This window comes from Staphylococcus sp. GW821-FHT11H10, assembly GCF_058807855.1.
The window spans coordinates 21,056-34,827 of sequence record NZ_JBXARC010000014.1 but is presented as its reverse complement, the minus strand read 5'-3'; the positions used below and the strand labels follow the sequence as shown (position 1 = coordinate 34,827).

General features: G+C 31.6%; 13 protein-coding genes. 5 read left to right on the top strand and 8 right to left on the bottom strand.

Annotation, left to right across the window (positions count from 1 at the left end; translation table 11 throughout):
* Positions 1 to 10 precede the first annotated feature (10 nt).
* Together AC1RRU_RS08610 and AC1RRU_RS08605 are read left to right on the top strand one after the other, a co-directional pair.
* Complete coding sequence (locus tag AC1RRU_RS08610) at positions 11 to 1,495, top strand: glycoside hydrolase family 32 protein (protein WP_016931060.1); 1,485 nt, start codon at positions 11 to 13, stop codon at positions 1,493 to 1,495.
* A gap of 3 nt (positions 1,496 to 1,498) precedes the next feature.
* Positions 1,499 to 2,464 (top strand): carbohydrate kinase family protein, encoded by a 966-nt coding sequence (locus tag AC1RRU_RS08605; RefSeq protein WP_016931059.1) that lies wholly within the window; start codon positions 1,499 to 1,501, stop codon positions 2,462 to 2,464.
* A 116-nt stretch (positions 2,465 to 2,580) separates the two neighbouring features.
* On the opposite strand, the gene agrA is transcribed toward AC1RRU_RS08605, so the two are convergent.
* The 6 genes from agrA to AC1RRU_RS08575 form a co-directional block, all read right to left on the bottom strand.
* Positions 2,581 to 3,297 carry a quorum-sensing response regulator AgrA gene (gene agrA / locus AC1RRU_RS08600; RefSeq protein WP_011275301.1) on the bottom strand — a complete coding sequence of 239 codons (717 nt, stop codon included), beginning with the start codon at positions 3,295 to 3,297 and terminating at the stop codon, positions 2,581 to 2,583.
* An 18-nt stretch (positions 3,298 to 3,315) separates the two neighbouring features.
* Positions 3,316 to 4,599 (bottom strand): quorum-sensing sensor histidine kinase AgrC, encoded by a 1,284-nt coding sequence (gene agrC / locus AC1RRU_RS08595; protein WP_029376653.1) that lies wholly within the window; start codon positions 4,597 to 4,599, stop codon positions 3,316 to 3,318.
* 31 nt (positions 4,600 to 4,630) lie between these two features.
* Positions 4,631 to 4,768: a cyclic lactone autoinducer peptide AgrD gene (gene agrD / locus AC1RRU_RS08590; protein ID WP_011275303.1), complete on the bottom strand. Its 138-nt coding sequence runs from the start codon at positions 4,766 to 4,768 to the stop codon at positions 4,631 to 4,633.
* 2 nt (positions 4,769 to 4,770) lie between these two features.
* Complete coding sequence (locus AC1RRU_RS08585) at positions 4,771 to 5,337, bottom strand: accessory gene regulator AgrB (protein ID WP_011275304.1); 567 nt, start codon at positions 5,335 to 5,337, stop codon at positions 4,771 to 4,773.
* A 728-nt stretch (positions 5,338 to 6,065) separates the two neighbouring features.
* The gene (locus AC1RRU_RS08580; protein ID WP_016931057.1) at positions 6,066 to 6,851 is read right to left on the bottom strand and encodes a carbon-nitrogen family hydrolase; all 786 of its coding nucleotides are present in this window, start codon (positions 6,849 to 6,851) and stop codon (positions 6,066 to 6,068) included.
* Between the two features lie 192 nt (positions 6,852 to 7,043).
* Positions 7,044 to 7,667: a nitroreductase family protein gene (locus AC1RRU_RS08575; protein ID WP_016931056.1), complete on the bottom strand. Its 624-nt coding sequence runs from the start codon at positions 7,665 to 7,667 to the stop codon at positions 7,044 to 7,046.
* 185 nt (positions 7,668 to 7,852) lie between these two features.
* Here AC1RRU_RS08575 and AC1RRU_RS08570 point away from each other — a divergent pair, with 185 nt between their 5' ends.
* Entirely contained in the window at positions 7,853 to 9,580 is a 1,728-nt protein-coding gene (locus AC1RRU_RS08570) for an SdrH family protein (protein ID WP_049394747.1), read from the top strand.
* A 61-nt stretch (positions 9,581 to 9,641) separates the two neighbouring features.
* Here the strand turns inward: AC1RRU_RS08570 and mroQ are convergent, their stop codons facing one another.
* Positions 9,642 to 10,382, bottom strand: coding sequence for an intramembrane glutamic endopeptidase MroQ (mroQ, locus tag AC1RRU_RS08565; RefSeq protein WP_016931054.1), 741 nt, complete (start codon positions 10,380 to 10,382; stop codon positions 9,642 to 9,644).
* A gap of 176 nt (positions 10,383 to 10,558) precedes the next feature.
* Between mroQ and groES the strand changes: the two genes are divergently transcribed.
* Both groES and groL read left to right on the top strand, forming a co-directional pair.
* Positions 10,559 to 10,846: a co-chaperone GroES gene (gene groES, locus AC1RRU_RS08560; RefSeq protein ID WP_016931053.1), complete on the top strand. Its 288-nt coding sequence runs from the start codon at positions 10,559 to 10,561 to the stop codon at positions 10,844 to 10,846.
* Positions 10,847 to 10,907: 61 nt separating this feature from the next.
* Entirely contained in the window at positions 10,908 to 12,527 is a 1,620-nt protein-coding gene (gene groL, locus AC1RRU_RS08555; protein ID WP_011275310.1) for a chaperonin GroEL, read from the top strand.
* A gap of 68 nt (positions 12,528 to 12,595) precedes the next feature.
* Here groL and AC1RRU_RS08550 read toward each other — a convergent pair whose 3' ends face one another.
* A complete protein-coding gene (locus tag AC1RRU_RS08550; protein ID WP_161387272.1) occupies positions 12,596 to 13,771 on the bottom strand; it encodes a tyrosine-type recombinase/integrase in 1,176 nt (391 codons plus the stop codon).
* Position 13,772 lies beyond the last annotated feature (1 nt).

Sequence of the window (13,772 nt, the reverse complement as noted above, 5' to 3'; positions counted from 1 at the left end):
GAGGAATAATATGGCTGAATGGTCAAGAGAAGAACGTTATCGTCGTATTGAAGACGTTGATAAAAAGTACTTAGAAAATCTCAAGCAACAAGTTAAAGCGTCAAGATTTCGTCAAACATTTCATATTCAACCTGAAACTGGTTTGCTAAATGATCCTAATGGATTAATTTATCATAACGGCAAATATTATATTTCACATCAATGGTTCCCATTAGGAGCAGTGCATGGATTGAAATATTGGTTTAATTATACTAGTGATGATTTAGTGACGTTTGAACCACAAGATACCTTAATTAAACCCGATACATATTATGATAGCCATGGTGTTTACAGTGGTAGTGCTTTTGAGCATAATGGAGATTTATATTACATGTATACAGGCAATCATCGTGATGAACAATGGAATCGATATGCTAGTCAGATGATCGCTAAAGTTCAAAATAACGGAGCGATTACTAAATTTGATGCACCCGTAATTCCTTCACAACCTGAAGGGTACACAAGTCATTTTAGAGATCCTAAAGTATTTGAGTTAAATAATGAATATTATGCGATTATAGGTGCTCAAACAAACGAGGAACTTGGTTGCTGCCTAATTTATAAAACAAATGATAAGCAACTAAATCAATGGTCATATTGTGGAGAAATTGATACTAAATTAAAAAACTTTGGTTATATGTGGGAATGTCCCGATTATTTTAAATTAGATTCTAAGGATATCTTACTTTTCAGCCCTCAAGGAATAAAACCACAAGGGGATCAGTTTAGAAATATATATCAATCAGGCTATTTAATTGGGGATTTAAATTTTGATTCATTATCCTTTGATCATAGTGAATTTGTAGAACTGGATAATGGTTTTGATTTTTACGCACCCCAAACTTTTTTAGATGAAAATGGCAATCGAGTTTTAATAGGTTGGATGGGCTTACCAGAAATAAATTATCCTACTGATGAAGAAGGATGGGCACATTGTTTAACGATACCTAGAGTACTATCAATAGAGAATGATCAATTACGACAACGCCCGTTTAAAGGTCTTGAACGATTACGTAAAAATAAAGAAACGGCATTAGGTTATGCAAATAAATTTAACCGAAAATTACATCCATATGAAGGCAAACAATATGAACTAATTATTGACGTTATTGAAAATGATGCTTCAAAAATTTATTTTGAATTACGTACCTCAAAGCAAAATAACACCAAAATTATATATAATACAGGGGATCAAAAAATTACATTAGATCGCTCAGAAAGTGGATTATTGCCTGAAAATGTTCAAGATTTAACGAGAAGTACCGTATTGGATTCTCCTCTTACACGTTTGCAAATATTTGTTGATACATCTAGTATTGAAATATTCTGTAATGATGGGGAACGTGTTTTAACATCAAGAATATTTCCAAATGAAAATGCTACAGGTATAGAAACTTCAACAGAGACTGGACAAGTATATTTAAAATTCACTAAATATGAACTTAAGGATGAGTAAAAAATGAGAAAGTTATATGGGATAGGTGAAGCATTAATAGATTTTATTCCAAATGTTAAGAACTCTGAACTTAAAGATGTTGAACAGTTTAGTAGGCAGGTTGGAGGTGCACCAGCTAATGTTGTGAGTGTAGCTCGTAAAATGGGTGCCTCCACTGAAATGGTCACTCAATTAGGTAATGATGCATTTGGAGACATTATCGTAGAAACTTTAAAAAATATTGGTGTAGGTACTCAATTTATAAAGCGAACAGATGAAGCTAATACTGCACTAGCATTTGTGAGTTTAAAAGAAGATGGGCAAAGAGATTTTTCATTTTATCGTAAACCCTCAGCTGATATGCTTTATAAAGCTGAATATCTAAATGAAATTACAATCAATCCAAACGATGTATTACATTTCTGTTCTGTTGATTTAGTTGAAAGTAATATGAAAGAAGCTCACAAAGCTATGGTAAATAAATTTAAGTCAGCAAATGCAACCATTGTTTTTGATCCTAATGTTCGTTTACCTCTTTGGCAAAATGCTGAAGCATGTAAAGAAGCAATACATGAATTTTTACCGAAAGCTAATGTGATTAAAATTTCAGATGAAGAGCTAGAATTTATAACTGGTGAAGCGGATGAAGATAAAGCTATTCAATCATTATTTGAGGGTTCTGTAGAAGCAGTTATATATACTCAAGGTGCTGCAGGTGCAAGTATCGTTTTAAAAGATGGGACTAAGATACATCATAAAGGATTTAAAGTAAAAGCAATTGATACAACTGGCGCAGGGGATGCCTTTATAGGAGCTGCAATAAGTAGAATGCTATTGAGTGACGAATTAAATATTACTAAGTTGCTTAAAGAAGAAGGACAGGACATTCTCAGATTTAGCAACATGGTTGCCGCACAGGTTACAACTAAATATGGTGCAATAGAGAGTATTCCTACAATTGAAGATGTTACAACTGAATTAAATAAATGATAAAAATTGCCAGCAAATGATTTTAGTAATTCATTTACTGGCTTTTTTATGCCTGATATTCTCAATTATTTTTGCTTCTCTGATGAAGTTATAATTAAATAGTTTGATAGACATAACTATATTTTTTTTACATTACGAACGGAAGCAAAACAGTGCTCACCGTTTTTAAAATTGACAATACGTTCTTTTGAATCTATGGATTCAATATTATGTCTATTAACAACGAAGCTGTTGTGACATCTAAAGAACCGCTCATCAAGTTGTGCAAGTTCTTTTAAATTGCCATAGAACTCAATTTGACGATTATCTAAATGTGCGATTAACCGATGTGATTTTGTAGATGATTCGAAAAACATTACGTCATCATATTGAACATAAATTGAATTACTTCCTCGTTTCAATTCAATCGTCTCAACAGTACTTTCTTTAGATAATAATTTTAAGCGGGTATGTGCAGTTTCTAAGCAATCAATAATTCTGGACTGTAATTGGCTTGGATCATCTTTAAAGATAAAATCCATCGCTGACACTTTGTAAACAAAGGTTAGGTACGTTAACTCACTATGACTTGTAACGAATATGATATTCCCAATTGGGTCATACTTACGAATTTCACTACCTAATTTAATACCGTTGATATCAGCCTCTAATTGAATATCTAGAAAGTAACATCCGACATCATTCATCTCTTTAGATTTTTCAATGACTTCATAAGGATCGTCTGTTGCAAGCGCAATCTCCATAGGTTTTTCTTCAATCATAATGTAATTATTAATAATTGAAACCATATTTTCGCGTTGTTTTACATCATCTTCACAAATGAATATTTTCATGATTACACATCCTTATGACTATTTGTTAATGATTTCTACTTTTTGTATAAAGTAGCCATTTTCTATTGTAGTATCTAGTAATACATTTTCGGTAGAATCAGTAATCTCCTTTAAAGTACTTAATCCTAAACCTCTATTTTCACCTTTAGTTGAAAAGCGCTCTTGAAATAACTCATGAATACGTGGCATATCTTCTTTACATTTATTCATAACAATAAACATGACGGACGAGTCTGTATTAATAAAAGCGATACGTATTAACGCATCTTCAAGTGCTTCAGATGCTTCAATTGCATTATCAGTGATAATTCCAATAATACGACTAAGGTCAATCGTGTTCATTTCAATATGTTCTACTAACTCAGGAACTTCTATACTAATCGGAATATTTTTCTCTTGAGCTTGTAAAATTTTAGTGGTAACCAAGCCTTTAATCGCACGTACTTTTAAATTCTCAGTTCCATTAATTTTAATAGACTTCATTTGAAGGTTATCTTTCATAGGTACGATATTTTCATTAAAATATTGTCTTAATCCTGGCATATCATCTTCTCGAATATATTCAGACATTGTCGTTAAGATGTTCACATAATCATGTCTAAACTTACGCATTTCATTGTTAATTGATTCAATTTGTAACGTATATTCATAGTACGTTTCAATCTCTTCCATATTGCGTTTATAACGAAGTTCTTTAATCATGTAGTTAGATATGAAAATAATTAGAACAGTAAAGAAAAGAATAATTCCAATAAAAATTAAACCGTACATTTTTAAAGACGAAGTATCTAGCTTCGGTGTTTGAGAGTAAACGTATAATATTATAAAAGATAAAATCAAGACAAGCGAAATAATTGTAAGATACGTTTTGTTGATAGATAAATATGATTGTTTTAATTTATTTAATAAAAAGCGGAAAAAAACACCAAACAGAATTGAAAAGCTGCTAAATATTGTTATGTATACAATAAATATTAAAAATTTAGTGTTTAAGTAATTTTCAAAAAGCACAAATGTAATAACTGTTACAAAATTACTAAAAAACATTATGATAGCACAACTTAGTACAGTCAAAATAGAATAAAATTGAACTTTTGAATATAAAAAAATGGCACATCCTACTAATAAAATAATCAATGCAAAGCTATCAAAAAAATAATATAGAATAGAAGAAGGGATTATTATTCCTGCAATTAGTAAATAATCCCTTAATGAGTATTTTAAATTTAAAATTATATTTGAAACTATAAATAGTAGTATTCCTTGGAAAACTGCTAATGGCACATTTGATAAAAAATCCATACTTATACACACTTTCTACACTTTTTTATCATTATTTAGCGTTTGTTAGCTCCTCAGGTACTTCTGGTTCATCAAAATAAGTAGTACAAGGAGTGAATGAAGCTATTGTACCAATTGATTGTAAAAGAAATGTAAATAATTTAATGATTAAATCTACTAATACTGTCATAATTAATTATCCTCCCTAGGAAAAAAGATTGGTAATAATGTAATGCTCTCAAGTGTAATTCCTAATAAAATTAATTGCTTAAACGGTTCTGGTGCTAAAAATGAAATTATTAATAAAACCATTGTTATGATGATTGATAATAACTTCTTTTTCATTTTTAAGTGACTAGGAATTGGTTGTTTCTTAGTTGCTGAAGGAGCATAGTAAATAATTAAAACCGTCCCAATTGCAACTACAGAATACATAATACCCAGATTCACTTGAAAATATACTAGCAACCAGGGTAACGCTACAAATAAAGCTAAATTTTGAACATGACATAGCAATGATGATTTTGCATGTGCACCGTGTGCATAACGTCTAACTAAAAAATAACTAACATGTGTAAATAAAGTGTATAGAAATGTATGGAAGATAAGTGCAACACCATATGTCACAATTGTTTTTGCTAGATTGCTTACAACAACTTGTAATCCCAATCTTACTTTCAAAAATTGAATATGATCAAGATTATTTTTGCGTTGTAAATATAATGCGAATTGCTCAATCTTATTATCAATTGCTTTCAATGGTGTGCCACTCTCCTTATATCAATTATACAATTTAGTGCAATTGGTCTGGGTACTTATGCTTAACTGTTCAAAATAAATACTTAACTGTTATATTGAAATTACAAGTAATATTTTAACATATAAAATATTACAGTTATGTATAAAAAAATGCGATTTAAGAAATAATTAATTATTTATTAATAGGTTGTGTTTAAATAGACTCATATCACTTACAAGTGATAAAAACTTAATAATCTTAGTCTTTAAATTTAATAGTTATTGTTTGGTAATTGAGTTAAATAATTTTGTTTGTAGTTGCGAAATTATTGACACCTTTACCATATGTTGTAAGTGTTATTAATGGTTATGAAACCATTGCAATAGTAGTAATGTCCCATTGGTTATTATTACTAAAGTGACTTCTTGTTTATATGAAGTTTCTTACTTTGTTTTCTTCGTGTAGTTAAACGAGTTAATTAATAAGCCATCCCAACTTATTAATTAACAAAGTAAAGTTACTGAAGTTTAAACTCAGTGGAAAGTGTTTAACTTAGCTATTGTAAGATATAGAAGTTAAATATTTTCAGGATGTAAGCTATCGTAAAATTTTCATAATTAATAACATCCCCAAAAGATTGAAATAACTGTAAAAACATTCCCTTAATATGAAAGTCGCGAGTTCCTCCCAAGCTCGTGACTTTTTTTGTAAAAAAACTGTATCCATAAAATTGGATACAGATTAGTAACTATTTATATAGATTTGGTTTTAAATTTTTGAATACAGGAATATTTTCACGTTGAACATCAACTTCATTTAAATCAATATTTAATGCGATTGTGTCCTCATCCTGGCCTAATTCAGCTAATATATCACCATTTGGATTGATAATCATTGAATGACCAGCGTAATCAGTATTACCGTCATTTCCAGTACCGTTACAAGCAATAACAAACATGTCATTTTCAATTGCACGTGCTTGAAGTAAGACTCTCCAGTGATTCAATCTAGGTGTTGGCCATTGAGCTACAAAAAAAGCTATCTGCGCACCATTACGCGCGGGATATCTTAATAACTCTGGAAATCTTAAATCATAACAAATAATTTGTGTAGCTTGAGTACCTGAAGATAGAGGAAATGGTTCTGGTACCGCTTTGCCATCTTCTAAATATGTCGGCTCATCTAGCATAGGGACTAAGTGAACTTTATCGTACTTATTTATTCTATGTCCGTTTTTAGAAACGGTAAATGCAGTATTATAAACTTTGCTATTTCTAATATTTGATACAGATCCAGCTACAATATCGACGTTATATTGTTTAGCTAAGGATTGAATAAAGGGAAAGCTTCTACTAAGTTCTCTATCTGCTTTCTCATTTAATTCATCTAATGCATATCCGTTATTCCACATTTCAGGAAGAACAACAACCTCTGTATCTTCCTCCAACTTATTTTCGAACCAATTTTTTATTTTATTTTCATTTTTTTCTACATTGCCGTATGATACATAAAATTGAAATAATTGTATTTTCATTTAAAAATCTCCTCATCCCATGATTATCTCTAATTTACTAAAATAGAATAAGAAAATCAAAATTTGAAAGTCATGATTAAAATGCTTTATTTTTGAAAATAAATATAAAAAGGACCCAATTTCAACATAGAAATGAATCCTATAGAAACTGAGTCTTGAATTGTTGATCTAATCGATATCAATTAATGTAGATTATTTTTTAACTATTAATCTATTGTTAGTTGGTTGTATTTCTTTTTCACCAGCTTTTTCACGGATGTCACCAAATGGCATTTGAGCAACAAGTTTCCATGAAGCAGGGATGTCAAATTCTTGTGTAGTGATTTGATCTACTAAAGGATTGTAATGTTGTAATGAAGCGCCAATTCCTTTTGAACTTAATGCAGTCCAAATTGCAAATTGATGCATTGCGTTTGTTTGAACTGACCAATTAGCAAAGTTATCAGCATAATTTGGCATTTGTTCTTGTAAACCTTTAATAACATCTTCGTCTTCGAAATAAAGAATTGTGCCATATGCATGTTTAAATCCGTCGATACGTTGTTCAGTTGGAGTGAAATCACGGTCAGGTACCATAACATCTTTTAATACTGTTTTAGTATTGTCCCAGAATTTGTGATGTTGGTCATTTAATAACAATACGATTCTAGTAGATTGAGAATTAAAAGCTGAAGGTGTGTATTTAATAATATGTTCTATCATATCTTCTAGTTCTTTATCACTAATTGAAATTGTTGTTTCAGTGCTATAGATAGTACGTCTATCTTCGATTTCTTGTAAAAATGGTTTTGTTTTTGATTTGCTAAATAAGCCCATATTAAATCTCCTTTGTTTATATAAGTTATATCTCTAGTATAAATATTATACTTAAATATGTAAAATGTTTTTTAACAAAAAATGTCAAATATATTAATATTTTTTATCATTAACCTTATTTCAATGCATTATATGTAAATATTCTTTATACTGTAAGTGTTATAAAACAAGGAGGTGGAAGATTGATGAAAAAGAAAATAGCTCATACAGGTCTCATTTTAGCTATAGGCACATCTATGCTAGGGCATGAGAGCATCGTAAAAGCTGCAGAAAGTAATCAACAAGCTACGAATGAAGTCGATAGTAGTAATGTTAGTTCTGATACGGATACCCAAGAACGTCAAAATAGTAGTAATAACATCAATGAAAATCATCAATCTGATACCCAAGATTCAACTGAATTAGGAAAAAATAATAATAATCAAAATAGCGGTGAAAGCAATTCATCATCAAATAATGAGAATGATGCTAATGAAAATAGTGATAATACTGTGGATCAAAGTGACTCATCTGATAATAGTAACTCAGGCAGTAATACTGATTTAAATAATGGTGATGACACAAATAATTCTGGAGACAACGATACAAGCAATCCGGATAACGGAGAACAACCAGGAGATAATGATTCATCAAGTAATCCTGATGATGGAGAACAACCAGGAGACAATGATTCAGGCAACCCAGATGATGGAGAACAGCCAGGAGATAATGATTCATCAAGCAATCCAGATGACGGAGAGCAACCAGGAGATAATGATTCAGGAAAACCGGATGACGGAGAACAACCAGGAGACAATGATTCATCAAGCAATCCAGATGGCGGAGAACAACCTGGAGATAATGATTCAGGCAAACCCGACAATGGAAACAATCCAGGGAATAATGACTCAGGCGAGCAAGATGATGGAGGAAATAAACTAGGAGACAGTGGTAATCATCAACAACCACCTAAACATGATGGGAATTTTCGTTCGAATCAAGGTGATCATCATTCAAATTCTGGATCAAATGGATCAAATAATGGTTCGCAAAATAATTCCAATAGCAATTCAAATAATAATAGTAATTATCCTGGCAATCATTCAGGACACTCAAGTACCAATGATACAGTAAAACCTAATAAACCCGTTTTTAATAATAATAATGGTTCAACAAACGGAAACCATTCAACTGGTTCTAATCACCACAACAACAGTGTATCTGATTCTATAATTCATCAAATTTACCCACATAAAAATAATGGCAACTCGACATCTCATTCTAACAGAAATCAAAATCAATCAATTATGAGTGGGTCTAATACTAATCAATGGCACTATGGCGATAACTTACAACAAAATCATCGACAAAATCATATTGAAACTTATTCAAATAATGACAATATGCAAAGTGAAGTTCCGTTTTATAGCAAGTCAATGCTATTAAATAGACTAAATAGTTTAGCAACTGGTTCATATAAATACAATCCATATATTATAAATCAGGTAAACCGGTTGGGAAATAATAATGAGTATATCTCGAATCAAGATTTTTACAGGCTTTTCCGAAAACAATCATTTAATAATGAATACTTAGATTATTTACAAAAAGGCTCTAACTATTTCAGATTTGAATATTTTAACCCTTTAAATTCGAAAAAGTATTATAAAAATTTAGATGAGCAAGTATTGGCACTTATAACTGGAGAAATCGGATCTATGCCTGAATTGAAAAAGCCAAGTGATAGAGAAAAAAAAGAGGATGCAGATTTTCAGAGCCATGATGATGATAAAATTATAGATACCAATGAAAAAAGTAAAGAAGCGGAAAATAAAGCCAAATATAAAAACATAAATATTGCTTTAATTACATCTATAATTATGATTTTCGTAGGTGTTACAGGTAGGTTTATTTATAGGAAAATTAAAAACTAAAATAGAAAACGCATCTATTATTGTCATTTGAAATGATGAGATTAATAGATGCGTTCATTTATTAAAATAGAAAATGAATTATAAAATTACTTTGTTCTTGTAAATGTTTAACTGTGTCACCAAAGAAAAATTGGACTGCCACTACAAAACCATTTTGTAACATATGAATGATAATTGGAACCGCAATACGTCTAGTTAAAACATAGGCAAGAGAGAATAACATACCCATACCAAAATATATGAAGAAAAATTTAATATCGTTATGTGCTATCGCAAATAAAATTGAACTTACTATTGAAGCGATTAAGAACGCAACAATTCGATTTCCTTTAATTTTATTATAGATTTCACCAAATATAACTTTTCTAAATATGTATTCCTCTAGAATTGGGCCAACTATTGAGATTAATAATATGAAAACTGGAAGCTGTTTTGCAATTGCCATAATTCTTTCAGTATTTGGACTTTGTTGTGGTTGTCCAACTAACCACATAGTGATTAGACTAGCTACCATTTGATAAATCATCACGACAACAAATCCTAATAAAGCCCAAGGTAAAATGTAGCGTTTAGGTTCTTTATAACCTCGCTCCAGTGCTGTTGGATTTTTTATAATACTATTTAACCAAATTATTAATAATGCTGCTATTACAAATAAAATAACCTGAGTGTATACGCCAGCTTTTGCAAGTTCCATCCCTTTTAAATCTTTAAAGAAAGGTAATTGCTGTGCAAGTAAGGGTAAGAACTGTGCTAATGCATAAATAACAATGGTAAGAAATGCTACCCAAATTCTCTTCATTCTATTCCTCCAAAAATAATAATCAACATTAGTTAGTTTATCGTAAATTTGTATGTTATACAAAATATAGATAACCTTTTCGCTTGAAAAATTGACCAAATTTGATTAATATAAAATATAGATTAGCACTCATTATATTTAAGTGCTAAAAAGGAACCTGTTAAGGAGGAACGATCATGCTTAAACCATTAGGAAATCGTGTGATTATTGAACGCAAAGAACAAGAACAAACAACTAAAAGTGGTATTGTACTTACTGACAGTGCAAAAGAAAAGTCTAACGAAGGTATAGTAGTAGCTGTTGGAACTGGACGAGTTTTAGACAATGGTGAAAAGGTTGCTCCAGAGGTTAAAGAAGGAGATCGAGTTGTATTCCAGGAATACGCTGGCTCAGAAGTTAAACGTGGAGATGAAACATACTTAATTTTAAATGTTGAAGATTTACTTGCTATAATTGAAGACTAAAATTTATAAATAATAATTAATAAGTAATAATAAACTATTTTAAACAATGGAGGTATAATCAATGGCTAAAGACCTTAAGTTTTCTGAAGATGCAAGACAAGCTATGTTACGTGGTGTCGATAAATTAGCTAACGCCGTTAAAGTTACAATCGGACCTAAAGGACGTAACGTTGTATTAGATAAAGAATATGTAGCACCATTAATTACAAATGATGGTGTCACAATTGCTAAAGAGATTGAATTAGAAGATCCCTATGAAAATATGGGAGCTAAATTAGTTCAAGAAGTTGCTAATAAAACAAACGAAATTGCTGGTGATGGTACAACAACTGCAACTGTATTAGCACAAGCAATGATTCAAGAAGGATTGAAGAACGTAACAAGTGGTGCTAACCCAGTAGGATTACGTGAGGGTATTGATAAAGCAGTAAGAGTAGCTGTACAAGCTCTACACGATATTTCTCAAAAAGTTGAAAATAAAAATGAAATCGCACAAGTAGGTGCAATTTCTGCAGCAGATGAAGAAATTGGTAAATACATTTCTGAAGCAATGGATAAAGTTGGTAATGATGGTGTTATTACCATTGAAGAATCAAATGGACTAGATACAGAATTAGAAGTTGTTGAAGGTATGCAATTTGATAGAGGGTATCAATCACCATACATGGTTACAGATTCAGATAAAATGATTGCTGAGTTAGAAAGACCATATATTTTAGTAACAGATAAAAAAATCTCTTCATTCCAAGATATCTTACCTTTATTAGAACAAGTTGTTCAATCTAGTCGTCCAATCTTAATTGTAGCAGACGAAGTTGAAGGAGACGCTTTAACAAATATCGTATTAAACCGTATGCGTGGAACATTTACTGCAGTTGCAGTAAAAGCACCTGGATTCGGTGATAGACGTAAAGCAATGTTAGAAGACTTAGCTATTTTAACTGGAGCTACAGTTATTACAGATGATTTAGGTTTAGAATTAAAAGATGCTTCAATTGATATGTTAGGTAGTGCTAATAAAGTTGAAGTAACAAAAGATAATACTACAGTTGTCGATGGTGATGGAGATGACAATAGTATTGATGCACGTGTGAGTCAAATTAAAGCTCAAATTGAAGAAACTGATTCTGATTTTGACAGAGAGAAATTACAAGAACGTTTAGCTAAATTAGCTGGTGGCGTTGCAGTCATTAAAGTAGGTGCTGCATCTGAAACTGAATTGAAAGAACGTAAATTACGTATTGAAGATGCCTTAAACTCTACACGTGCTGCAGTTGAAGAAGGTATAGTTGCTGGCGGTGGTACTGCATTAGTAAATATTTATAATAAAGTAGATGAAATCGAAGCTGAAGGTGACGTTGCAACAGGTGTTAACATCGTACTAAAAGCTTTATCTGCTCCTGTACGTCAAATCGCTGAAAATGCTGGGCTAGAAGGTTCAGTTATTGTTGAAAGATTAAAACATGCAGATGCAGGTGTTGGATTTAACGCTGCGACAAATGAATGGGTAAACATGCTTGAAGAAGGTATTGTAGACCCAACTAAAGTTACACGTTCAGCTTTACAACATGCGGCAAGTGTTGCTGCGATGTTCTTAACTACAGAAGCAGTAGTTGCAACTATCCCTGAACCAGATAATAATGATAATCCAGGTATGGGTGGCATGCCAGGTATGATGTAAAAACGCCAATAAACGTTGGTTTAAAGGCGTTTGGTCATTCGATATGACATAATAATGACATAAAAATCTTAAAATAATTCTTTGCTGACGTTTTCCATGAGTTGACTAAACTTGTGGGAAGCGTCTTTTTTGTATGAGTTGGTAATTTTTGCGTAGATGTTCATTGTGGTATTTATATCTTTGTGGCGTAGTCTTTCTTGTATTTCCTTAATATGTACGCCAGCCTCTATAAGTAGGGCGCAATGTGTGTGACGGAATGAGTGCGTGCTTATTTGCTTGTTAGTTATGTCAGTCTTTTTAAGTATAGCTTTTATCCATAATTGCAGCTTTTTAATCACAAGTGGATAACCATTCACATCAGTAAACACAAAATTATTATCTACATAAAGCTCATTTTTCCATGTGTCCTGGACGTTTACCTTATAATCTTTGAGTAATTGAATCACGTGGGGATCGACTGAGATTTTACCGATTGAGCTTTCAGTTTTCGGTGTAAGTATCTGATAATGCTTTTTATTATTATTCGGATTGTAATAAGTCTTAGTAATGCTAATCGTGTTGTTCTCAAAGTCTATATCAGACCATTTTAACGCTAACAACTCGCCTGCACGCATGCCAGTATAAGCCAATGTGGTAAACACTTCAAAGCTATTTTGTGGTGAATGGTGATACTTAGCAACCTCCAGGAATTGAAATAATTCATCTTTTTCAAGAAACTTTTTGTGTATCTCAATATCTTCTAATTCTTCCACGCTTACCTTCTTTTTAGGTCGTTTAATACCCGCACTAGGCAATGCTTTTATTAATCGCATTTCATACGCATATTTAAAAATCATATTAGTAGAAGCCACAATACTATCAACATAATTCTTGCTATACTGTGCGCTCATATCGTCTACAAAGCGCTGATAATCATGTTTCTTGATACTTTGTATTGGTTTAGTATTAAAGCGCTCTATGGCGTGGTGTATGGCTTTCTCACGTGCTCTGACACTACTTACTTTTACATCATTAGCATACTGTTTAAGCCAATCATCAGCTACTTGTTTGAAGGTGCTAGAAGAAGGGGCAATATAATCACCATTTCTTAATTGACGTTCAATCATTTCAGCTTGATGTTTAGCGTCTGATTTACGTTTGAAACCAGTCTTAGATATGTATTCGTATTTGCCAGTTTCTGTATTTTTACCAAGTGAAATACGATAACGCCAGTTATTTTTAGCGATTTGGTCATAGCTTGCCATA